This is a genomic window from Bacillus sp. FSL E2-8868 (genome assembly GCF_038005505.1).
GTDB lineage: Bacteria > Bacillota > Bacilli > Bacillales > Bacillaceae_G > Bacillus_A > Bacillus_A mycoides.
This window is the reverse complement of the sequence record NZ_JBBOTI010000001.1, coordinates 1,125,840-1,147,130: the sequence shown is the minus strand read 5'-3', so window position 1 is coordinate 1,147,130 and position 21,291 is coordinate 1,125,840. Positions and strand designations below refer to the sequence as shown.

General features: G+C 32.2%; 20 protein-coding genes. All 20 read right to left on the bottom strand.

All coding sequences use genetic code 11. The features are described from left to right. Complete coding sequence (locus tag NSS74_RS06085; RefSeq protein WP_340813266.1) at positions 1-474, bottom strand: lasso peptide biosynthesis B2 protein; 474 nt, start codon at positions 472-474, stop codon at positions 1-3. Positions 475-510: 36 nt separating this feature from the next. Beyond that, entirely contained in the window at positions 511-819 is a 309-nt protein-coding gene (locus NSS74_RS06080; protein ID WP_256485079.1) for a lasso peptide biosynthesis PqqD family chaperone, read from the bottom strand. Next, the gene (locus NSS74_RS06075) at positions 782-1,753 is read right to left on the bottom strand and encodes an aldolase (protein ID WP_061674194.1); all 972 of its coding nucleotides are present in this window, start codon (positions 1,751-1,753) and stop codon (positions 782-784) included. Before NSS74_RS06075 ends, NSS74_RS06080 begins: the two co-directional genes overlap by 38 nt. Before the next feature lie 76 nt (positions 1,754-1,829). Continuing rightward, the gene (locus NSS74_RS06070) at positions 1,830-1,955 is read right to left on the bottom strand and encodes a paeninodin family lasso peptide (RefSeq protein WP_002087908.1); all 126 of its coding nucleotides are present in this window, start codon (positions 1,953-1,955) and stop codon (positions 1,830-1,832) included. Positions 1,956-1,970: 15 nt separating this feature from the next. Beyond that, positions 1,971-3,908, bottom strand: coding sequence for a lasso peptide isopeptide bond-forming cyclase (locus NSS74_RS06065; protein ID WP_340813264.1), 1,938 nt, complete (start codon positions 3,906-3,908; stop codon positions 1,971-1,973). Between the two features lie 282 nt (positions 3,909-4,190). After that, the gene (locus tag NSS74_RS06060) at positions 4,191-5,294 is read right to left on the bottom strand and encodes an aminotransferase class I/II-fold pyridoxal phosphate-dependent enzyme (RefSeq protein WP_340813565.1); all 1,104 of its coding nucleotides are present in this window, start codon (positions 5,292-5,294) and stop codon (positions 4,191-4,193) included. Between the two features lie 59 nt (positions 5,295-5,353). Then, a complete protein-coding gene (locus NSS74_RS06055) occupies positions 5,354-5,986 on the bottom strand; it encodes an acetyltransferase (RefSeq protein ID WP_201064762.1) in 633 nt (210 codons plus the stop codon). After that, on the bottom strand, positions 5,983-6,597 hold the full coding sequence (locus NSS74_RS06050; RefSeq protein ID WP_012261444.1) for a sugar transferase: 615 nt from the start codon (positions 6,595-6,597) through the stop codon (positions 5,983-5,985). The genes NSS74_RS06055 and NSS74_RS06050 overlap by 4 nt, the downstream gene beginning before the upstream one ends. A 70-nt stretch (positions 6,598-6,667) precedes the next feature. Further along, on the bottom strand, positions 6,668-6,868 hold the full coding sequence (locus tag NSS74_RS06045; RefSeq protein ID WP_002137801.1) for a hypothetical protein: 201 nt from the start codon (positions 6,866-6,868) through the stop codon (positions 6,668-6,670). Next, complete coding sequence (locus NSS74_RS06040) at positions 6,843-9,173, bottom strand: right-handed parallel beta-helix repeat-containing protein (protein WP_002137802.1); 2,331 nt, start codon at positions 9,171-9,173, stop codon at positions 6,843-6,845. The genes NSS74_RS06045 and NSS74_RS06040 overlap by 26 nt, the downstream gene beginning before the upstream one ends. 265 nt (positions 9,174-9,438) lie before the next feature. Continuing rightward, positions 9,439-10,977: a lipopolysaccharide biosynthesis protein gene (locus tag NSS74_RS06035; protein ID WP_316281592.1), complete on the bottom strand. Its 1,539-nt coding sequence runs from the start codon at positions 10,975-10,977 to the stop codon at positions 9,439-9,441. A gap of 52 nt (positions 10,978-11,029) precedes the next feature. Then, complete coding sequence (locus NSS74_RS06030; protein ID WP_340813261.1) at positions 11,030-11,929, bottom strand: SP_1767 family glycosyltransferase; 900 nt, start codon at positions 11,927-11,929, stop codon at positions 11,030-11,032. Then, positions 11,926-12,900 carry a glycosyltransferase family 2 protein gene (locus tag NSS74_RS06025; RefSeq protein ID WP_061689942.1) on the bottom strand — a complete coding sequence of 325 codons (975 nt, stop codon included), beginning with the start codon at positions 12,898-12,900 and terminating at the stop codon, positions 11,926-11,928. The genes NSS74_RS06030 and NSS74_RS06025 overlap by 4 nt, the downstream gene beginning before the upstream one ends. A gap of 22 nt (positions 12,901-12,922) precedes the next feature. After that, entirely contained in the window at positions 12,923-14,101 is a 1,179-nt protein-coding gene (locus NSS74_RS06020; RefSeq protein ID WP_012261448.1) for a glycosyltransferase, read from the bottom strand. A 151-nt stretch (positions 14,102-14,252) separates the two neighbouring features. Next, positions 14,253-15,452 (bottom strand): glycosyltransferase, encoded by a 1,200-nt coding sequence (locus NSS74_RS06015; protein ID WP_012261449.1) that lies wholly within the window; start codon positions 15,450-15,452, stop codon positions 14,253-14,255. A 111-nt stretch (positions 15,453-15,563) separates the two neighbouring features. Continuing rightward, positions 15,564-16,751 (bottom strand): glycosyltransferase, encoded by a 1,188-nt coding sequence (locus NSS74_RS06010; protein WP_012261450.1) that lies wholly within the window; start codon positions 16,749-16,751, stop codon positions 15,564-15,566. Positions 16,752-16,818: 67 nt separating this feature from the next. Further along, positions 16,819-18,021, bottom strand: coding sequence for a glycosyltransferase (locus tag NSS74_RS06005; protein ID WP_012261451.1), 1,203 nt, complete (start codon positions 18,019-18,021; stop codon positions 16,819-16,821). Between the two features lie 80 nt (positions 18,022-18,101). Continuing rightward, entirely contained in the window at positions 18,102-19,250 is a 1,149-nt protein-coding gene (locus NSS74_RS06000; RefSeq protein WP_012261452.1) for a glycosyltransferase family 1 protein, read from the bottom strand. 42 nt (positions 19,251-19,292) lie between these two features. Next, positions 19,293-20,357, bottom strand: coding sequence for an EpsG family protein (locus NSS74_RS05995; protein WP_012261453.1), 1,065 nt, complete (start codon positions 20,355-20,357; stop codon positions 19,293-19,295). 35 nt (positions 20,358-20,392) lie between these two features. After that, on the bottom strand, positions 20,393-21,286 hold the full coding sequence (locus NSS74_RS05990) for a glycosyltransferase family 2 protein (protein WP_012261454.1): 894 nt from the start codon (positions 21,284-21,286) through the stop codon (positions 20,393-20,395). Positions 21,287-21,291: the final 5 nt, after the last annotated feature.

Here is a 21,291-nt window from a genome sequence, read left to right as displayed (position 1 = left end):
TTATTCTCCTTTAATAGTGTCCTCACTTAGCCTCTTTGCAAATGATCCAACAACAGTAAATTTCTTCATTCCTTCTGATCCAGTAACATAAAAAGAACCGCTCCGTAACCATGCATGCGCAATTAATTCCCCATGACTATCCTTAGCAGTTCCTAAATAAAGTGTACTCTCAATGTGACGTTTTTCGAGCATTTTCATTCCAGCTATAGCTTTAACAAGACACTGACTTTCCCAAAAAGTATAGCGACTCATAATAGAAATAGCTTCAGACACCTTCTTTAGTGTATCCCCGTGTGGAGGAATTTGAGCAACTGGTGTTTCGTTCATGTAATCCCCTAAAGAAGGTGCAACTTTGGAAAAGGTAATACTTTTTAATACACGCGCCCACCCTAAAAAAATAAAAGTCTCTAAAAATAAAAGCTTTGTTTCCCTGTTCAGTGATAAAAATATCCTTAACCTTTTCACAATATTCATTAATCCCTCCCTAACAATTCTCTTAAAGTTATGAATCTACTTATTAGGGTGGTCTTTTATTTGAATTAAACCTTCTTGAAACAAACACTCTAAAAAGGAAAGAACTTGCTCTTCACAATCTTTTCGTTCAATATTATAGTTAGATACTAACATAGTAACAAGCTGATTAATTATTATCGGCTTCTCAATAAGCTCCCATATTTCTCCGCCTATTTCTCCTAAGTTATAGTAATTTCCTTTTTGGACATTTAGCATAACTTTTTCTCCATCCATATCACTTACTATATTACCCTTACTTTGGACAACGTTATGTTCTAATGACATTTCTCTCGAGTGGACAACCATCAACCATACTCCCTTTCTGTATAGTATTTAAAATAACTTGCACTAGCTCATAAGCTGTAAATCTCGAATCTGGGCGTCTTAGTTGAAACATTTCCATTCCGCTTGCAATATCAGATGAAGTTTCAAAATGCCATTCCATCAATCCTAATTTAGAAATCAAAGAGCTCCTAAAAGTATGTCGGTATAATTTAAACAGACGTGTAAGCCCTTCTATCTGAGTCATCTCTATATCTTTCCCCTGTGTTTTTACTAATTCAATAACACCAGCAAGACGTAAAGGCTCGGGAAAAAATTGAGAATTCACAGGAACAGCATACTTCGTTTCCCTTTCAAACAAAGGGCTATATTGCGTTATTCCCATTCCAAACTCATCTAAACTTTCTTTCCATAATTTTTGTTGTGGGTAAGATGGATGGACTATTGGGGTATTCTTACATAAAAGAGACACAGCGACTATATCATCACTTAAAAACTGGTATCCTTTACTTAAAAAAGCCGAGGCTAAAGTTGATTTTCCGGCTCCTGAATCACCAATTAGAGCATATGCTTTCCCTTCTATAGCAATTACGCTTCCATGCAACGGAAGTACTTTGCGTTGCATTAAAAGTGCACCCATACAAGTCCCCAGAATATATAGTCGGATTTTATTTTCTTCCGCCCCTGGCATAGGTGAAAAAATAATTTTCTCGCCCGCTTGGACAGAAAATATTGCAGTCTGAGGAACATGAAACATCACTACATCATCTTCCACTACAATTGTTTTTTGCTGTTCTTCGCTATATTTATCCCATTGTTCAGATAAATCCGTTATTTCAATTTGAACATCCGCCATTTCTTTCTTTTCATTCAGCTGAGACAATTCGGGTAATGGGATTTCACTTACTATTTTTAACCCGAAGGCTTTGTATAACACATTCTCCATAGAATTGATCATCCTATTCACCCCACATTGTCAATTTTTTGAAAGCTCTTATATAACAAAGTTATATAAGAGCTTATTTTCCAGTGACTTAACTATACTTCACCGGATCATCTGGATCAGGTTGAATCGAGTCAGGATATTTATGTCCAGGCCCCGCCATAGTCATATTAATATTAAGTACTTCTAATACAGGTTGTTTCCATTCCTTTTTCATACGTATCACCTCCTTTCATATTGATTTTTTTATAAATCGATAGAAGATTAAGCTGCGCATTAAAACTCTAAAATCTAGATCAAATGCATACTCTGGTCGAGGTTCTTTACAGAGTTTCGAGATAGCTTTCTTAATTACCTCTACATTTAGAAATTCAGAGATTATTGGATCTACACTAAGTTCTTCAACTTCCTCAATGAATTCATTCCAAAAAGGAGCCATACGGTAAACACCATCTGCACCTTGAACACCCCGAACCCGTTGATTTAATCGTACTTTATCAGGAAGTAAATTTTTTGTAGCTCTCCGAATAAGAGATCGATCTACACCATTTTGAACATACTGTTCTTCCGGGACTGACAAACAAAATTGAACAATCCGTAAGTCATTTGTAGGATCGCGATCCCATAAAGCATAACGTAACGATAATTTCGTTTCATACGTTCCATTTATGCTCCAATAATATGTTTTTTCAAACTGTTCTCTTTTCATGTCATATGCATTTGAGATAGAGGTACCTGTTATATCAATATCCTGTTCTTTGAGTCTATCAAAAACATTCATTTTTTTTGCAAATTCCGGATTGATTATCCTAGGAAAAACATCTTGTTCCTCTGAAGAAAGTAACTGATGTAAAAATGGAAATGCCTTTCTTTTTACCACTTCAAAAACACGTGATTTTTTCACGCCTAGATTTCTACTATATAAATATAGTTCACGATAAAAACGCATCCAATGTAGCTTTTTTAACAACATTGCCTGATAATCTAAAATAGGCCCCCACGATACTGTCCAATTACCTCTTTGACCACTAAGGAGTACCCCTATTCCATGCTGAGATGCTTTTTCATAAACTCCACTCAACCAAAAAGTATTCTCAAAAAATTTATATGGCATCTCCATTGTTTCCAGCCAATCATCAATTTCCGATAGTGGGCTTCTCTCCGGCAGTTCTAAATAATAATCCTGTATATTCCCTACATGCTTTACAGTTGATTGAATAAATGGTCTTTCGTCGGCTATCCTACCTTTGTGTGTCCAATCTACAAATCCTTCTACTGGGACATAGCTAAACGTATGTAATTTTTTATTTTCAGCACGTAAATCCTTAGCAGCAAAGCTAACGACAGAACCAGAGTCTAGCCCTCCGCTCAAATGAGCTCCTACTTTGTGATGTGTTCTTAAACGTGCCTTCACTGCACTTTGATACACATCTCGAAATGCCTCTTCATACTCTTCATTTGATTTTAAATTAAGCATTTTCCCAGTAGTTGGTGTATAGTATCGCGAAAAATTAACTTTGCCATTCTTTACCGAAATAGTGTGTGATGGAGGCACCTGTTCTATATATTTATAAACTGTTTGCTGTGAATCTACTGATTCGAAATTTACAGGTATAGCTAAAAATTCAGCAATCCACTGCTCATTCAATTTTTTCTCAACATATGGTAGAGTAAATAACGGATTTATAATAGTGCAAAAAGCAAACTTTTCCTCACCACGATAAAAATAAAGGGTTCGGCTTCCCGAAAAATCTCTGGCTCCAAAAAGGGTTTGTTTTTTCTCATCCCAAATCATAAAGGCAAAATCGCCTACCAAATATTTTGGAGTCGCTTCCCCCCATTTCTGATAAGAGAGTAAAATCAACTCACTATCTGTCATGTTTTTTCTATCTGCATAATCCACTTGTAATTTTTCAAATAACTCATTACGATTATCAATAATAGCATCTGCTGTAATTGCCAGTTGCTTTTCGTAATTATAAAAGGGTAGTTGTTCACCAACAGATTCTGGTGTAATCCACTGTGCGTGACATCCCAGAAAGGCATTTTCTTTATGCCATATTTGAATATCATCAGCAGGGTACTTTTGTAAGTCACTCATTAACTGTGTGCCATGCTGAATCGATATAGTTTCTTCATTAAAATGAATAATACCTGTTATAGCACTCATTTTCCCCACCCCATATACAACAAGTTACCGCAAAGGTTCTTTTTTTATTTAACGCAACTTTTCTCCCTTGATTTAATTCTTTTTAAAGAACAAAAATATACATTTCAACTCCCAATCAACCACACATCCTAATCCACTTATAAACCTAGGTATAGATACATCTAAATTATCATTATATTACTTTCACGTCAATACAATAATGGAAATATACACCAAATCAACAACGTTAACATTCATTATAATGAACATTAATCCACTTGTTTCTCTGTGAATTATTCCCTGTTATATAATATTTATAATAGCCTCAATAACTCTCCGTTGATCCTCATCCATCATATTAGAACCCGAAGGAAGACAAATCCCCTTTTCAAATAATCTTTTAGATACATCATTATCTTTCTGATGAGAATAATACTTACTTTCTTTAAAAAGTGGCTGCATATGTAGTGGCTTCCAAGTAGGACGTGCTTCAATATTCTCTTCTGCTAAGGTTTTCAATAATTTTTCAATAGAGATACCAGATTCCTTTTCATCAATCATCATAGTTGTAAGCCAACGATTCGAGCGAGTATTTTCTAATTCCGGCATAAAACAAAATCCAGGTATGTGAGATAATTCTTCATAATACCGATTAAATATACACCTTCTAGTCCTCACTCTATCTTCTAACACTTCTAATTGCCCTCTCCCGACACCAGCTAATATATTACTCATTCTATAATTGTAACCTATCTCACTATGCTCATAATGTAGTGCTGGATCCTTTGCTTGCGTCGCTAAAAATTTTGCTTTCACTAATGCTTCCGCATCATCTGATATAAGCATTCCACCACCTGAAGTTGTAATGATTTTATTTCCATTAAATGAATAAACCCCAAACCTCCCGAAAGTACCGCTCGCTTTTCCTTTATATGTAGAACCTAGAGATTCTGCTGCATCCTCGATTATAGGAACATCATATTGATTACAAAGCGAAAGAATTTCATCTAACTTAGCACTCTGACCATATAAATGAACAAGAATGACAGCTTTCGGTAATTCCCCTGCTTTATTAGCATCATATAATGCAAGCGCTAGCGCTTGCGGTGACATATTCCATGTTTCTGGTTCCGAGTCAATAAACACCGGTTCAGCTCCCAAATAAACAATCGGATTCGCACTCGCTACAAAAGTAAAACTTGAACAAAACACTGTATCTCCCTTTTTAACATCTAATAATCTCAAAGCCAAATGAATAGCAGCCGTGCCTGAACTAACTGCAGCCCCACCTTTCACTCCTACAAAAGATGCAAGTTCTCTTTCGAATTCATCTACATTTGGACCAAGAGGGGCAATCCAGTTTGAGTCAAAGGCATTTTGAATATATTTTTGTTCATTTCCACTCATGTGTGGTGCAGAAAGATATATTTTCTCCTTACTTTTTATCACGATTCTTCATCCCCCTCTTAATTTACTACATTAATAACTTTTGCAGGAATGCCAACAACAGTACAATTAGATGGAAAATCATTTATTACAACAGAGCCCGCTCCAACAATAGACCAATTCCCAATTTTAACACCTGGAATTATAGTAGCTGATGCTCCTATATGTGCCCCCTCTTCTATTGTGATAGAACCTGTAAGTGTAGCATGTGGTGAAATGTGAACAAAATCATCAATTATATTATCATGTTCTATTATTGAGCCCGTATTTATTATCGTATGGTTACCAATGATAGTATCAGCATTAACAACCACATTCGGCATAATTACCGTTCCGTTCCCTATATGCGCATGAGGACTTATAATTGCTGTTTTATGAATTACTGTAGCATATATGCCGATCGGTTGATTTAATATTCCGAAAATTTTCTTTCTCATTTTGTTATTCCCTATAGCAATAACAAGCTTTATATCATTAAAATTGTTGATAATTTCCCGTGCATCTTCAATTCCCCCAAAATAAAGGTTATCAATAATAGTTATACCTGTATATAGATCATCTAAATAACCGACTATCTCGTATCCTTCATTTGATAAGATGATATCCTTCACAACCTTACTATGACCACCACACCCAATTATCAAAATTTTCATTTCCCCTCCCCCTTTATCTCTATGTTCTCTCCAGTAAATCGCCCCATTGTTACATGCCCAACATGATTTATCCCTTCTGTTTTAAATACTTTCGTTATTGTAAGTACAATTATTTTCAAATCTAATAAAAAAGAACGCTTCTCTACATACCATACATCTAATTCAAACTTTTCTTCCCAAGTAATCGAATTCCTCCCATTTATTTGTGCCCATCCCGTAATTCCTGGTTTTACATCATGCCTTCTAGCCTGTTTACTAGAATATAAAGGTAGGTATTCCATCAATAATGGGCGTGGACCTACTAAACTTAAATCACCTCTTACAACATTTATAAGCTGCGGTAACTCATCTAAACTATATTTTCTAAGGATTTCCCCAAAAGTAGTCAGCCTATCTTGATCTGAAAGTAATTCCCCATTACTATCCCTCTTATCCAACATAGTTCGAAACTTATAAAGATTAAACGGTTGTCCATGTAGTCCCGGGCGCTGTTGTTTAAATAATACAGGGGACCCTAATTTCAGCCTAACTAAGATTGCTACTACAAGAATAGGAAGCAAACATACAAATAATAACAATAAAGAAATACATACATCAAAAATTCTTTTCATGTACTATCCTCCTTACTTATTTACGTTTAATACCCCTAACACGAAGGACCATTTAAAACTTTATATGCAATTAAACAAAACAAGAGGCAACTAAAGTTAGTTGCCTCTTGTTTTGTTTAATTACGTCATCTATCATTACTTCTATCTCATCAAATAGTTTAAACATAGCTAGCCTAAGTGAATATTTCCATGCGCTATCACTACTTACTTGCAAAGGATCTGTTACTCCATTAGTCCCTATAACTTTACACGTACGGATCAAAGACGCCATTAATATAATTATCCTTTTTTATATGTTCATCCCTTAACTTTATAACTACTGTGTCCACAATATTATCTTTAAAAATCAAAGTGATTGAGGATGAAATCTGAATTGCATTCAAGCCTATCATACTTTTATTTGACCTAAATATATTATTTTCTATTAACATAAACTCACTCGTAAATGTTTCATTCCAAAAATTAATTATACTGTCTGTCGATTCCGAATTAAGGTATTCAAATGCATTATTATTAAATTCTATTCTTCCCCCAATGTCCCATAAAAAAAATGCTGAGCCCCATCTTCCCCCTCTAAAATTACTATTTTTCACTTTTAGCATCGCTATCCGTTGAGAGGACTCAACAGTAAACAGATTATAAGCATCCCAACTAAATGAACATCCATTAAATTCATATTCTGCTTGAGGAGTGTTTGTAACAAATGATATTGTACCACTGTTCTCAAATTTACATCCCGTATATACTCCTGGTGGTAAATTCATAATGATTCCTTGCGGGTGTTTCGTATCTATAAAAGAAATATTATTTAATCTCCATCCATTTTTCATACCAGGTGATACGCCTGTCAAACTTGTACCCTCTACAGCCCCTCCTTTAATAACACAATCTGATATAGTTTGCGGTTCTGCTGAGAAACCAATTATTGCACCCAATTGTGAAAAAGTATGAAATAAATCTCGATCACTAAAAAATTCACATTGGTTGACTTGAATACAATATGCTTTATCTCTTCCCATTAACAATGCGCTATTATGGAAAGTACAGTTACCAATAAGCGCTTCTTTATCTCCTTGATCTATCGTGACTCGAGTAGCATACATTTGATTATTCGTAAAAGTTACTTCTCCGCTTAAAACACAACTTACTTCCCTTAAGTGATTATTGCTTATAATCACTTTCTCTACATTTTCGCCTACTACTAATGAATTGTTAGCTAATTTATTTTGAATGATATTAATATATCTACCACCGACTACAACAACGTTATATCCCTGATTATCATATATGTTATTACGCTCAATGTTTATATATTGATTTAATCGATATCCATCTTCAATATCTATTGCTCCCTGAGGTGCTGTACCTTTCATTTTGTAAATTTCACAATCTCTAATATAAATTTGTTTCGCTCCAGATACGCTTACCCCAAGCCTTCTACAATCATGTATTTTACATTTCTCAATAAATACATTTTTAGAGAATTCCGGAATTCTAACAGTTATTTTACAACCGTTTTCTGTAGGTACTGTACCTTGGTGAAGAACTATTTTCGCATAATCTGCTTCTTCTGGAACACTCACTTCTTCAAAAAACTTTACTCTCTTAGCAGCCGTTACAAAAGTATTATCAGCCCTATAAAATAACACATCATATAATTCTGTGTATATTTCTGAACCAGTTCCACCATAGCCATCTCCATACAAACCGAAATATCCCCATTTTATAATGCTACTATGATGTAAATCTATTTTTAAATTCGATCTAATTTTATTATCATCTACTATTAGGGCACCATTGACATCACTAATCCCACCCACTTCAAATGTACCAGCAAAATCATATTCTCCAATTTGTCCCCATGTACTTTCCATTGCTATACCATCGCCAGTACAATTTAAAATTTCCATATTATCTATTGAAATATAATTCATATTACTCCCCTCAGCAGGAGTCGTATTTCCAACTTCAATTCCATACCCCCATTCATGAGTATGAGGAATCGTTGTATAATCGTGTGTATTTTTATCCCCTTCAATCCTTCCATTTGTAACTCGAGAAAATTTTTGATTTCTTTGATATCGTACGATTGCATATTTAACTAATCCATTACTTCTTATTTTTAAAGTTGATCCACCTAAATTTAAAGTCATAAAGCTTTGTGGCTCAATTGGTGTATTTTCATCAATTAAATATGTCCCCAGGGGTAACACAACTTCTATAAATCCTTGTTGGGATGCCCATAATAATGCATTATTAATCCCTTTAGAAGTATTATCAGCGTCCGTTCCATCATTTTTAACATTCCATCTCTCTAACTCAAGAAAATATGTGCCTGAAACCACATTAGCAGATTCTGTTTCTCCAACCAGTGATTTTCTGGACTTAAAACCTCCAAATGTATTGCTTTTAAGTTTACTTACTAACCTCTCAAATGTATTCTCTGTTGATACTTTTACATTCCCTTTTTTCGTTCCAATAAATAACTCACTAGTATCTATACAAAAACAAAATTCTCCCTCACTTAACACAGGAAGATTACTTTTTAAAACACATGTCACCTGAAATTTTGCCATGATTTATATATAACCTCCAACTAAGATGCAAGCTGAATTTCACCAGAAAATTCAAACTTATATCAGTAGATTGGGATAAATATTTTATATTCTGCTTACATACGTATCCCTTTAATAGAATACTATGCATTATATAAATACTATGTTAGGGCTAATGATTCATGTTTTCTAATTAAAATCAGGTTTCATTTCATACTAACCGGTTTCAACAATATTATACTTCCTTATTAATTCAAATCAGTATAATGTCCATACTTTTTTATACCTAAATAACGTTTTGTTTCTTTTTAATTTGTAAAAACATCGTACTAAAGATGTTCCTTATATATTTAAATTCTGTACTTTTATAAAAAACTAAAACGTATATTACATTTGGTACTAATAAGCAAATTACACCTTTTCCGACTAACGAAATAAAAGTACTTCCTTCTATAAAATAATTACATATACTCGTAGTAATGAAACCTGTAACTATGGTTAAAAATATATAAAATACATATGTTGTAAAATAATTCAAAACCGATTTCTTAAAAAGATTTTTATATACAATATAAGGCTGAATCCACAGTACAGTAGCAATTGTACTTATCGCCGTGCCTATGAATATACCTACCAATCCAAAAATTTTAACTAATACAATAGATAAACTTAAATTGATTAACGCTTCAACTAACGGAATATACTTATCTTGTACAAATAATCCCGCTTTATTTTTAAAAATGGCTATCGCCGTCCGCATACCTGTTAAATAAAAGTTTATTAATATCACTACAAAAACTATGTTATTTAATAAATACTTCTTATCAAGCCACCACCCTATAAACGGCTCTAAAAGGTTATATAAAAATATGGTACAAAAAGAGAATATCCAAAAATTCACTAGATAAGTCACTTTAAATATAGAATAATTTTTATCATTATTCTCAGTAGCAATTAAATTCCCCACACTCGCTTCAATACCATTTAATATAGGACTTACTAGTGCTGATAATTGATTTATTATCATTGTGTAGTTAGAATATATCCCGACCATAGCAAGACCTATAAAAGAAGAAATCAATATATTATCCGTGCCAAATACAATATATCCTCCAATATTATGCAAAAACATCGCCTTTACATTTATAATTAAATTTTCTTTCGTATCTTTATCTATAGAATACTTCTTTTTTGTGTTTATATAAGGATAGTTCTTATTCACAATCCTACCGTTTACCACATTTTGAACTGTATATATGCTCAATTCTATAATTAAATACAATACATAATTTTGCGTATAAAGAAGTATAAATATTTTGAACATAGTAGTTAGCACTTGGAATACGAGATCCACCCTAGCTAATATATATCCCCTTTGATCCGCATTTATTAAAGACCTCTTATGAGCATTTAAATATGTGACTACATTTTTTGCTACAAATATTGAATAGATTATCGCGACATTTGATATAGACCCCCCATCTTTCATTAAATAGCTTAAAAACGGATATATCATCGCACTTATCGCTAGAATAATTATTGCCAAAATCTGATAGATTTTTTTATATAATTGAACAAGGGCTATAACTTTATGCTGATTATTTTCTGCCAAGGGTTTGTACAAATTGTATACTATACTTGCTCCTATACCAGCCTCAATTAACGCTAACATGGATAAAACATTAATTAATAAACCATCTATTCCTAAATACTCTATTCCTAAACTATCTAAAAAAACTTTCCTCGATATAAATCCTAGAATAACAATAACTATTTGAGAAAATATACTTATTGATATGTTCTTGATTGAATGCATCGTTCGCATGATTAATTCCCTTCATTAACTATATCTATTCAAAAAGTTTGAAATAATAAAATTATATTACCCTGGCAATAATTTCACTCTCATACTTTAAGTCACTAATTGCATTCACATTAGTTCCATTATCTACTTCACCAATATACTTATTTTTTACAGGCTGTTTTTCTGTTGCTTTCTTCAAAAACCATTCATACTCTACATCGATATGACCAATATCTAAAGTTTGATATCCATAAGAAGATAAATCATACGCTAATACCGTAGCTGTTGGACCTAGTGCAATTAATATTAATTTAGATTTTTTTTGGTTCTTTGCTATCTCTAAAATTTCTCTATACTTCGCAAAAGCATTTTTCGATGGGCATATTATCCTATCAATTGTTTTAACATTTTTAAAAAGATCGTTTCCTACCCCTAATCTACTTTGCACCCCTTCAATAACAATTACTTCTCTATCATCCCAAACATCTTTTATTTTATCAAAGCGAATTCCAGCCATACTCTTATCTTGATGGTCTATATATAACCTTGTAACTAATGCATCATAATATTCTTTATTCATACTTATACTCTTATAAATTCTGCTACGATTTAACTCTAAATATCTTTTCCAATATACTCTTGATTTTTCAGTGCACCAATTTAAATCTTTAAAAACATTCGGAATACAAACTAAATGCCCCACCTTATTACTCTTAATAATTTCATCCAGTCTATCCTTTAATTCATTTGAATACGGCTGAAAGATTAAACTTTCTCCATTTATAAGAGCGAATTCACCATCACCAAATCTACTTACTGAATAATTATTACCTATAATATAGTCAAGCGTTTCATCAAGAGTTTTCACTGTTGGAGGCTGCCTTTTCACTGTAATCATCCTGTTATATTGAATGGTTACCTTATTCTTCATTCCGATATATAAATAATATAACTTTAACAATGACTTCTTCATACCTGCCCCCTTTTTGCAAAATTGTTTATTAAAAATTTATACAATAATGGATGCAGCTTAGTCGCAAACAATAAGAACTTTACACTTTTCCCATACTCTTTTAAACTCATCGTTTTATAAAAATAATTATTCAATATACCAATAACCTTATAATATTTAACCTTATGTTCATTAAACCTTCCGCTCATTGATATTAAATTTAAAACTACCATCGAACAATTTCCTAGTTTTAATATAACTAAGCTATATAACTCCTTATAATATCGCTCCATAAATTTACACATTTCATCATAAATTAAGACTGAGTCAATTTTAAGCTCTTTTACAGCCCGATCCATCATGCTATTATCACGCTTTATATAATGATATTTAGGTTCTCCTATGAAACATACTTTTTTACACTTATGAATAACTTTATACGTAAATGCTGTATCTTCATATGACATACCTACTGGAAATTTAATATCCTCCAATAAATTTCTTTTAAATAGTTTAGTCCAAACGACTTCATCATACAATTTCCCTTCTAACATCGTCTTCATTGCAGTATTTCTATCGTGAATAATAAATGGATGGTTACTTGAAGTTACAATTCTATTACTGTAATGGATTTGACTACTACAAATAGCTATATCACATCCTTGTTCAACACACATACCATATAATAATTCATACATATCTGGTTCTATCCAATCATCACTATCCACAAACCCTATATAATCTCCCTTTGCATTTTCTAATCCGGCATTTCTCGCAGAAGATAATCCACCGTTCTCTTTATGAATTACTTTAATCCGCATATCTTTATCTGCATATCTATCACATATTTCTCCGCAAGTATCAGGAGAACCGTCATCAACAAGTATTAATTCAAAATCTTCAAACGTTTGTACCAATATAGAATCAATACATTTATGAATGTATCGTTCAACCTTGTATACCGGTACTATAATACTAATTTTAGGATTCATAATTGACTCCCTTCATTTAAATTCATCCAAAAACTCTATCAATATTTTCTATATTATTTAATTCTTCTGTCAACAAATTCGTCGTTATTTTTTCACATATTATCTTTTGATCTAAAAGATACTTAATTTTGTTATACAAATCTTCCTCATTCCATTCGACGATAAAACCATTATGCCCATTTTTTATTTGTTCATATGCCCCAGTAAAATTAGTTGTTACAATAGGTTTTTTTAAACATTTTGCCTCAGCTAAGGTGAGACAATATCCTTCATGTCTAGAAGTTTGAACATATATATCTGATTGATTTACATATGGATAAGGATTTTTTGCTGATCCTAATAATAGAAAATCCTGTTTCAAATTATACTTACCTATTAACGTCTCATAATACGCTCTATTTTCCCCTTCCCCGATACAGTACCACCTTACATCGTATCCGTCTTTACGTAACATTGATAAAACTTTAATTGCAAGGTCTTGACCTTTTTCTTTTGAAAGTCTACCTACTGTTACTATCTTCATACCTTTATATCCATTATCAAATTCTATTTTTTCTTTTGCCATTTCGTTTATTAAATCCGGAAGTACAATATTAAAAAAGACACTTGTCTTATTTTTAACTATAGGAAACTTCTCTATTAAATGTTTTTGCGCTTCTTTAGAAACTACAAATATATTATCTAGCTCATCGTATAATTTTTCATATAATTTGGTATTAATTTGATGTTGAAAAACATCAAAATGTACCCAAGAAATCTTCTTTTCTGAAGCTACTTTATTTACTACATAATAATCAATTATGTCTGTAGGTCCTTGATATGCTATTGCAATATCATATTTATTCTTATTATGTGGAATGTCTTTAAAAATCTCTTTATAGAAAACATATCTATTCTTTAATTTTTTAGATACCACATAAGATAGTAAAAAATTTAAAGCCTTAATATATCTTTTATTTTTAAAGTACTCTTTAATCGTTTTCTTTGGTGGTTGCATAATTTTAGGTTTTATACTTTCAAACCAAGCTGCTTCTTCTATCTTTACCCAGCTTGGTAATTGTTTTAAAAATCCCCCTTTCTTCTCCAACATCAATAACGTAACGTCATATTTGTCTTTTGGTAAAACAGATAACAAAGAAAGTAGTGATTTTTCTACCCCACCTATATTCATACTACTTATCATAAATAGCACTCTCTTCATAACTATCTCCTTCTACCATCAAAATGTTTTATAGCAAAATTAAAAACATCCTCTCCAAGATGTTTTCGCACGCAATACAATTCATAACGACTAACGTTCCATATTCTTGAAATATTATAAAAAGAATAATAACAATCCCGTATGAAACAGGTTATACATTAGAATCTGCTATTCTATATAACTTTTCCAACTCATCCCTCGTATCTACCATTTCTTTTTCTATGTTTTTTCTCAGCCGTCCTTCCAACAGTTTATCACCTAATATTTGTACAATTGCATCATACATTTGCTGCTCGTCAAATTGAACTATTAATCCATTGTGGTTATGGTTTATTTGTTCACTCGCTCCTGTAAAATTTGTACTAATAATTGGATTGCTAAAGCATCTAGCTTCTGCGAGTGTTATGCAGTATCCCTCATAACGAGATGGTTGTACATATATATCACATTGCTTCATAAAAGGATATGGATTTGACATTGCCCCTAAAAATATATAGTCACTTTGAATACCGTAATTTTCTACGAGTTTTTCATACATTACTTTTTCCTTTCCATCTCCTATACAATACCACCTAACCTTATAGCCAGCTTCTTTAAGCTTAGCTAATACCGATATTGTTAAATCCTGTCCTTTTTCTACACTCAATCTACCAACAGTAAGAACCCTTACTCCATCAAAATCATCCAAAAATCCGATTCCTTCATTTGCCATCTTTACTATCATGTCAGGTGAAATAATGTTTAAAAAAGTTCCTGTCTTATTAATTAATTCTGGCATCGTTTGAGTAAGTTTTTCCCTTCCTAAATCAGAAACTACAAAAATATGCTGGAACTTTTTATATACTTTACTTACAAAGTATTTGTTAAAATATATCTTTTCAATATCGAAATGTATCCATTGAACCTTTCGTCTAGCTTCTATTTTATTTGCAACAACATAACTTATAAAATCCATAGGTCCGGCATAAGCAACTGCAATATCATAGTTGTTGTTTATAACAGTGTACTCACGCAAACAATATCTAAAAATAACACTCCTTTCTTTCATAATTTTTGATACTAAATACCAAAAAGTTGTTTGAACAGCTTTTATAACTTTTCCTTGTCTAATAAAACTGCTTATAACGACTCGTGGTGGTTTATTTAACACCTCTTTTATTTCCCCGTAATTTGTTAAATATTCTACATGTACCCCATCTGGGATAAACTCCAAAAAACCCCCTTTTTCTTCTAACATCAAAATTGTTATATCATACTTATCTTTTGGAATTTCTGCAACCATATTCAACAAAGCCTTCTCCGTACCGCCTATATTCATATTTATAACCATAAATATAATTTTCTTCTTCATATTTCCTCCGAATCACCTTATCCTACTATTTAATAGAATACAATCTTCATTGATTAAAGATTCACTTTCCCGCTCTTATTAATAAGCTTTGGATTCTTAGATTTACTCAGGTTAATATTTTTCTAATAAGGCATACACCTTCTTAAGTTCCCCTTCCGTTCCAACCTGCTCATTCTTTAAGTTCTCACACAAATATTTCTTCAGTAAATTGTCCTCTATAATTTCTTCTATCCCTTCGTACACTTCTTCCGAATTCATCTTCACTATTAAGCCATTTTCTCTATTTTTAATTTGGTTATGAACGGTTATAAAATCAGTTACTACTATAGGTTTTTGAAATATTCTAGCCTCTGCTATCGCTAATCCATATCCTTCATACCTTGACGGTTGTACATATATATCACTTTGTTTTATAAAAGGGTATGGATTCTTGTGAGTACCCAATAGTATAAAAGTATCGTGTAAATTATATTTACTTATCATCTCCTCGAGTTTATTTTGAAGATTCCCTTCTCCTATTACATACCACTTAAATTTATACCCTTTTTGCTTTAATTTATAACAAGCTTCTACGGCCAGTTCATACCCTTTTTCATACACTAACCTACCAATAGTTAATATTCGTAATCCCTCAAACTGATCACTAAACCCCTGCCCCTCATTTGCCATCGATTTAATTAGAGTCGGCGATATAATATCATATACAACCTGGATCCTTGACTCTATTTTAGGAATTTCTTGAATCAATACTTCCTTACAAACATCGGACACGGCTACTATTTCATTAAATTCCTCATAATAGTTCAAATCAAAATCTTTATTATATGCAGCTAACCTATAATCTGTATTCACCCAGGCAATTTTTTTACTTGCGTAAACCTTATTTGCCACAAAATATGTCGGCATTCCTTGACTATAAGCTATGGCAACATCATATTTTCCCTTTAAATTATCCATCCCTTTAGACACCCATCTCCAAACTATTTGAGCTGCATGTAAATTATTATTTATGTATGGATTTCTAAGAGATATCGAAGCTCCAATTCTAAGAAATAACTCTTTAAAGTATTTATGTTTAATTAAATTTTTAAATTTCTCCGCCTGCCTTTTAATAACTATCGGTACATCTAATACGTTTACCTGCTTTGGAAGTAATGGCAAATACAATCCACTAGCAGAAAACATTAACAAATCCACTTCATATTTTTCATAATCCAATAAAGAAAGTAAAGAAACTAAACTTTTTTCTGCCCCTCCACTTTGTAACGAATCTATGACGAATAAAACTTTTTTTTTCATAACTATCACTACCCTAAAGTGTTTTTATTGCGCTCAAAATATTAAACATCATTTATTGATTCTAGCTTTATGAAAATAATGCATATAATTTATCAATTTCATTACGATTTCCGTATTCACCTTTAAGCGTATTTTCCGCCAGTTTTTCCCTCAGCTCTTTATCACCAATAAGTTTCTTTATTCCATTAGCTATCCCATTTATCCCCATCTCAGTTACTATTCCATCGACCCCATCCCGCACCTGACTATTAGCAGTTGAAAAATTAGTAATAAGTACTGGCTTTCCAATAATTTGCGCTTCACGAACTGTTACAGCTTTCCCCTCATACCTAGACGGTTGCACATATATATCACATGCTTTTATATATGGATAAGGATTTGTTTTTTTACCCAGTAAAAAAAATCTTTTTTCCAGATTAAGTTCAGCTAATAACTTCCTAAGTTCAGCTTCTTGTGCTCCATAACCAACTACATACCATTCAATATCATATCCCTGATCTACTAAATCTCTTAATGCATACATAGCAAGATCTATTCCTTTTGCATACGATAACCGTCCTACCGTAACAAGCTTTACTTTTTCTGATTTCACCTGTATTTCTTCGGTAATATCTTCTTGATAAGCTTGCTCACGCACGAACTCAGGAGATAGTATATTTTCTATAATTTCAACCTTTTTATTCACATTTGGTAAACTACTAAGAAATGAATCTCTACATCCTTCTGAAACAGCTACGATATTATCCATCTTGCTCCACATTTTATACTCCATGTCTGTATTAAGTTTTATATTTGAATAATCCGTATGGATCCAACCAATTTTTCTTTTCGCTCGAACTTTATCTCCAATAAAATAATGTGGCCATAAAAAACTAATTGCTACATCATACTCCTCTTCCAATTTCGGTATAAAGGGTAACGTTATTCTCCAACCATATTGAATAACAAGGTATCCAGCTTCTTCACTTTTTACATATCTACCATGTGCATCACCTAAAATTCTCCCCAAGGTTCTTGTCAATCCAATTGTAATTTGTCCTTCTTGCAATATTTGCTTGATAGATTTTCTAAAAGTAGTATATTGTTTTACTTCCTTTAACAAATTAGGCATTTTAGGCAACAAAAAAAGAAACTCTCCTTCGTGTTTAAATAACATCAAATCTACATCATATTTGCTATAATCGATTGTATTCAATAAACCGATTAAACTTCTTTCTACTCCACCAATTGCCATATCAAATGATGTAATGAGAATTTTTTTCTTTTTCATTTTCTAATCCCTCACCCAATTTATTGTAAATTTTTATAATAATAGCCTTACCTTCATCATATATAAATACTTACAATTAATTATGACTCCCTATACTCTACTCCATATAATGCTAACCAATCTGGAATATTATTCTTAATATCAAAACCTAATTCCGAAATCTTATTAACTACTATTTGTGTATTCAATTTTTCTTTTAATAAAGCTCCATGAATTTCTGCAGACCATATTTCCAGTTTTTCATCTAAACTAATAAACGATATTATTCCTAAACCCATATCGACATTTTTAGTTATTGTATTTGCTACTACGCATGGTATCCCCGCACATTGTGCTTCTAATGCCACAATACCGAATCCCTCGAATAAAGATGGAAAAAGAAAAACATCAAACATCCTTATAATTCTTGGAATATCTTTTCTTACCCCCAAAAATCTAATTTTTTCATAGATACCTAAACTTTTTGCTTCTAACTCAATAGAATCCTGTAACGGACCCTCTCCTACTAAAACAAGCATAAATTTCGAATCAGACTTTAATACATCTTTGAATACCTTTAACATAAAAATATGATTTTTAGATTCAGAAAAACGACCAATATGACCTATCACCTTCGCTCCAACTGGTATGTTGAATTCTTCTCTTACTTTATTACTATCCTGTATATCTACATTAACAAATTGATTAGTATCTATTGCATTTTTCACTATCTTTACCTTTGTATTACCTATATTTTCATTAAATAAAAAGCGTGCAGCTTCAACACTGCACGCACAATAATTTGTTCCAGCATAAGCAATAAGTGTTCGTAAAAAAAACAACAAAACTTTCCCTTTCATCCCTGATCCTATCGGCCAATTATTACTATGTGAATGACAAACTCTTATTTTTATACCAGCTATTTTGGCAGCAACAGCAACAAATCCCCCTTGGTAATCAGTATGTGCATGTGCTGCCACATATTGATTACTAGACATTACCTTAACAAGCTCTTTAATGTACGAAAGAGGGCCTGCCTGTCCTAAGCTAGATATTCGATATATTTTCCCACCCAATGCAATTATTTCCTTATCATAATCACATTCTTCACTTTTATGGGAAACAAAATCAAATTGTACCTTTTCTCTATCTACATTCCTATATACATTCATTAGCAACGCCTCTGCACCACCTCGGTCCATCGCACTAACGATATGCAACACCCTTTTAGGTCGTTCTAGTTTACACATTGAAAATTACTCCCATCTAAGAATGATTTTCAAATATACATTTTATCCCCAAAAATTACTCTTATAAACTATCCCTAAAGTAATAACATGTTCATATACAAAATAAATAAAGTAACATAATATTACTGCATAGTAAATTAACTTTTGGTCCTTTTCAATAAATACCTTTATAACCCACGATATCAATATCAATTGGTATAATCCAAAATATATGGAGAATCTAGCAAAAATCCAATTTTGAGTTGAAATAATCATAAAAACTAGACCTAATAATGCCATATTTACGATATAATCACTCTTCGGAAAAAGCTCTCTTAGTTTATGCCTCCCAATAAAAGCAAGGATGAGCGGGGTTGCTTCCACAGCAACTCGAAGAATATTAGCTCCCCCTTCTTGAAAATCCTTATAATGTCCATATTGAGTATCTCCTATAGTCGCAAAGAAAGCTTCTGCAAATTGATTAAATCCTATCACAATAAGCACCGCAAGAAGGAGTAGTATAAATGTTATTGTCGACCAAGCTTTCCTTCGGACTACAAAATAAATAGGAATTAATACAAGAGCACTTTGATGAAAAGTAGATGCAAACAGAACTATTAAAAAATATTTTTTCCAATTCCCATCTAAAATATATTTTGTGGCGGTAAAAATAATTGCTGCTGTTAAATACTGCCTCACTCCATTCATTGAAACTAAGTACATACCCGATGCTATATATACATATAAACTTAACTCAATCATTCTTGAATATTTATATAAAACTGCTACTATTAATATATTTGTTATTAACGCTGTTATAAAAATTAGAACTTGGGGATTATCCGTATATACTTTTAATATCATTTGTAAAATACTAAACCCAACATCCTTACTATTTCGAATATACCCCCAATTGAAATCAGTAACTTTAAAAGCATGCATATAAAAATACGTATCACCAATATTATTTCTAAAACCAGATACTAATACAAGAGAGGTAGTCGCCATTAAAATCAATAATCGATTTGGTTTTAACATCACAATTCCTGTAGTTACCGGCATAGCAAAATACCTTGCAAAAAATGCGAGTATGAGCACTATAAAAAGATTCATCCAAAGTATAGTCATTATTATTCCCTCTCATTTAACTACCAAATAAATTTCTATATATTTGCTTTCACTCTTGTTTTTACTGTTATATAACTATAAAGGATAACTCCAAATGGCAGTGCACAAAGTGTAAGCACTTTGCATGGTGACTCTTTTATAAATCTTATGTTTTTTGCTATAAAGCTACTTGATACATAATGTACAGCTTGCCTATATTTAAATAACCTATTTGTAAATGGTAGCTTCATCAGTTCCTTACGATAAAAAGCAAAACCTTTTGGATTCTGACGATACTGATTTAACATATTCATCGAAGAACCATCAGGCATATATTCAACATAGCAAAGAGCTTCATTCATCAGTAACATCTCATATTTCTGATCCAACATATAATATTTATATGCCAAACCTACATACTTCTCATTTTTAAAAATCGGATATGGATACTTCTTTGTTAGTTCTGTACGATATACTAATTTCTTATCTCCAGTTACACCATGTTTATTGTAGAGATTAAAAAGTGTAGAACGGTTAAGATGTAATGGTAACTTTGAACCAATTACCTTCTCATCTTTATATAAATCAAGAGCAATTATCCCACTTACCTGTTCATTTCCATTTTCATTCCAAAAATTAATGATTTTCTCTACGGCATCACTGGGCATTGAATCATCTGAATCAATACATACATTGAGTTCTGTATCAATCATTTCATAAGCCGTATTATGAGCACCATGCATCCCTTGATTTGGTTGCCAATAATACCGTATGTCTATGTAATCTTCAGAAACCCAAGAATGCACTAACTCTTTTGTATTATCATCAGATCCATCATCTATAATAAGCCATATAAAATCTTTACACGTTTGCTGCTTCAAGCTTTCATAACACCCCTGAAGACAATACGCTCTATTATATGTAGGGGTAAAAACCGTTAGTTTTTTCAAATTTA

What these genes read in the sequence shown, in the direction of transcription:
- NSS74_RS06080 (WP_256485079.1), bottom strand. Translation starts at nt 819, where the DNA reads ATGGTTGTCCACTCGAGAGAAATGTCATTAGAACATAACGTTGTCCAA.
- NSS74_RS06075 (WP_061674194.1), bottom strand. Translation starts at nt 1,753, where the DNA reads ATGATCAATTCTATGGAGAATGTGTTATACAAAGCCTTCGGGTTAAAA.
- NSS74_RS06030 (WP_340813261.1), bottom strand. Translation starts at nt 11,929, where the DNA reads ATGAAGAAGTCATTGTTAAAGTTATATTATTTATATATCGGAATGAAG.
- NSS74_RS06020 (WP_012261448.1), bottom strand. Translation starts at nt 14,101, where the DNA reads ATGAAGAGAGTGCTATTTATGATAAGTAGTATGAATATAGGTGGGGTA.
- NSS74_RS06005 (WP_012261451.1), bottom strand. Translation starts at nt 18,021, where the DNA reads ATGAAAAAGAAAAAAATTCTCATTACATCATTTGATATGGCAATTGGT.
- NSS74_RS06065 (WP_340813264.1), bottom strand. Translation starts at nt 3,908, where the DNA reads ATGAGTGCTATAACAGGTATTATTCATTTTAATGAAGAAACTATATCG.
- NSS74_RS06040 (WP_002137802.1), bottom strand. Translation starts at nt 9,173, where the DNA reads ATGGCAAAATTTCAGGTGACATGTGTTTTAAAAAGTAATCTTCCTGTG.
- NSS74_RS06050 (WP_012261444.1), bottom strand. Translation starts at nt 6,597, where the DNA reads ATGAAAAGAATTTTTGATGTATGTATTTCTTTATTGTTATTATTTGTA.
- NSS74_RS06045 (WP_002137801.1), bottom strand. Translation starts at nt 6,868, where the DNA reads ATGGCGTCTTTGATCCGTACGTGTAAAGTTATAGGGACTAATGGAGTA.
- NSS74_RS06055 (WP_201064762.1), bottom strand. Translation starts at nt 5,986, where the DNA reads ATGAAAATTTTGATAATTGGGTGTGGTGGTCATAGTAAGGTTGTGAAG.
- NSS74_RS06085 (WP_340813266.1), bottom strand. Translation starts at nt 474, where the DNA reads ATGAATATTGTGAAAAGGTTAAGGATATTTTTATCACTGAACAGGGAA.
- NSS74_RS06010 (WP_012261450.1), bottom strand. Translation starts at nt 16,751, where the DNA reads ATGAAAAAAAAAGTTTTATTCGTCATAGATTCGTTACAAAGTGGAGGG.
- NSS74_RS06015 (WP_012261449.1), bottom strand. Translation starts at nt 15,452, where the DNA reads ATGAAGAAGAAAATTATATTTATGGTTATAAATATGAATATAGGCGGT.
- NSS74_RS06025 (WP_061689942.1), bottom strand. Translation starts at nt 12,900, where the DNA reads ATGAATCCTAAAATTAGTATTATAGTACCGGTATACAAGGTTGAACGA.
- NSS74_RS06000 (WP_012261452.1), bottom strand. Translation starts at nt 19,250, where the DNA reads ATGTGTAAACTAGAACGACCTAAAAGGGTGTTGCATATCGTTAGTGCG.
- NSS74_RS06060 (WP_340813565.1), bottom strand. Translation starts at nt 5,294, where the DNA reads ATGAGTGGAAATGAACAAAAATATATTCAAAATGCCTTTGACTCAAAC.
- NSS74_RS06070 (WP_002087908.1), bottom strand. Translation starts at nt 1,955, where the DNA reads ATGAAAAAGGAATGGAAACAACCTGTATTAGAAGTACTTAATATTAAT.
- NSS74_RS05995 (WP_012261453.1), bottom strand. Translation starts at nt 20,357, where the DNA reads ATGACTATACTTTGGATGAATCTTTTTATAGTGCTCATACTCGCATTT.
- NSS74_RS06035 (WP_316281592.1), bottom strand. Translation starts at nt 10,977, where the DNA reads ATGCGAACGATGCATTCAATCAAGAACATATCAATAAGTATATTTTCT.